The sequence below is a fragment of the Streptomyces azureus genome (assembly GCF_001270025.1).
Classification (GTDB): domain Bacteria; phylum Actinomycetota; class Actinomycetes; order Streptomycetales; family Streptomycetaceae; genus Streptomyces; species Streptomyces azureus.
Genome location: NZ_DF968277.1, coordinates 1 through 1,832, shown reverse-complemented (window position 1 = coordinate 1,832; position 1,832 = coordinate 1). Strand labels below are relative to the sequence as shown.

Genomic DNA, 1,832 nt, shown 5'->3' with positions numbered 1-1,832 from the left:
GTCGGGCACGCTGTTGGGTGTCTGAGGGAATGGATTTTTCCTCAGTCGCCGGCCCCAGTGCACTCGGACCGAAGGTTCGGGGTGATGGGTGGCTGGTCGTTGTTTGAGAACTGCACAGTGGACGCGAGCATCTGTGGCCAAGTTTTTAAGGGCGCACGGTGGATGCCTTGGCACCAGGAACCGATGAAGGACGTGGGAGGCCACGATAGGCCCCGGGGAGTCGTCAACCAGGCTTTGATCCGGGGGTGTCCGAATGGGGAAACCCGGCAGTCGTCATGGGCTGTCACCCGCTGCTGAACACATAGGCAGTGTGGAGGGAACGCGGGGAAGTGAAACATCTCAGTACCCGCAGGAAGAGAAAACAACCGTGATTCCGGGAGTAGTGGCGAGCGAAACCGGATGAGGCCAAACCGTATGCGTGTGAGACCCGGCAGGGGTTGCGTATACGGGGTTGTGGGATCTCTCTTTTATGGTCTGCCGGCCATGAGGCGAGTCAGAAACCGTTGATGTAGGCGAAGGACATGCGAAAGGTCCGGCGTAGAGGGTAAGACCCCCGTAGTCGAAACATCAGCGGCTCGTTTGAGAGACACCCAAGTAGCACGGGGCCCGAGAAATCCCGTGTGAATCTGGCGGGACCACCCGCTAAGCCTAAATATTCCCTGGTGACCGATAGCGGATAGTACCGTGAGGGAATGGTGAAAAGTACCGCGGGAGCGGAGTGAAATAGTACCTGAAACCGTGTGCCTACAAGCCGTGGGAGCGTCGGAACAAGGCAAGCCTTGTTCTCGTGACTGCGTGCCTTTTGAAGAATGAGCCTGCGAGTTTGCGGTGTGTTGCGAGGTTAACCCGAGTGGGGAAGCCGTAGCGAAAGCGAGTCCGAATAGGGCGGTGGAGTAGCACGCTCAAGACCCGAAGCGGAGTGATCTAGCCATGGGCAGGTTGAAGCGGAGGTAAGACTTCGTGGAGGACCGAACCCACCAGGGTTGAAAACCTGGGGGATGACCTGTGGTTAGGGGTGAAAGGCCAATCAAACTCCGTGATAGCTGGTTCTCCCCGAAATGCATTTAGGTGCAGCGTCGTGTGTTTCTTGCCGGAGGTAGAGCACTGGATAGGCGATGGGCCCTACCGGGTTACTGACCTTAGCCAAACTCCGAATGCCGGTAAGTGAGAGCGCGGCAGTGAGACTGTGGGGGATAAGCTCCATGGTCGAGAGGGAAACAGCCCAGAGCATCGACTAAGGCCCCTAAGCGTACGCTAAGTGGGAAAGGTTGTGGAGTCGCAGAGACAACCAGGAGGTTGGCTTAGAAGCAGCCACCCTTGAAAGAGTGCGTAATAGCTCACTGGTCTAGTGATTCCGCGCCGACAATGTAGCGGGGCTCAAGCGTACCGCCGAAGTCGTGTCATTGCGATATATACCCCCAACGGGGATCGTGATGGGTAGGGGAGCGTCGTCTGCCGGGTGAAGCAGCCGCGTAAGCGAGTTGTGGACGGTTGACGAGTGAGAATGCAGGCATGAGTAGCGATTCACACGTGAGAAACGTGTGCGCCGATTGACTAAGGGTTCCTGGGTCAAGCTGATCTGCCCAGGGTAAGTCGGGACCTAAGGCGAGGCCGACAGGCGTAGTCGATGGATAACCGGTTGATATTCCGGTACCCGCTGTGAAGCGTCAAACATTGAATCCACTAATGCTAAGGCCGTGAAGCCGCCCTGGAGCCTTCGGGCAAAGGGGAGTGGTGGAGCCGCCGAACCAAGGTGGTAGTAGGTGAGTGATGGGGTGACGCAGGAAGGTAGTCCAGCCCGGGCGGTGGTTGTCCCGGGGTAAGGGTGTAGG

General features: G+C 57.8%; 1 rRNA gene. It reads left to right on the top strand.

What is annotated here, in order from left to right:
* Nucleotides 1-135: 135 nt before the first annotated feature.
* Nucleotides 136-1,832: ribosomal RNA gene (locus AOQ53_RS17460) — 23S ribosomal RNA — on the top strand; the annotation flags it as partial.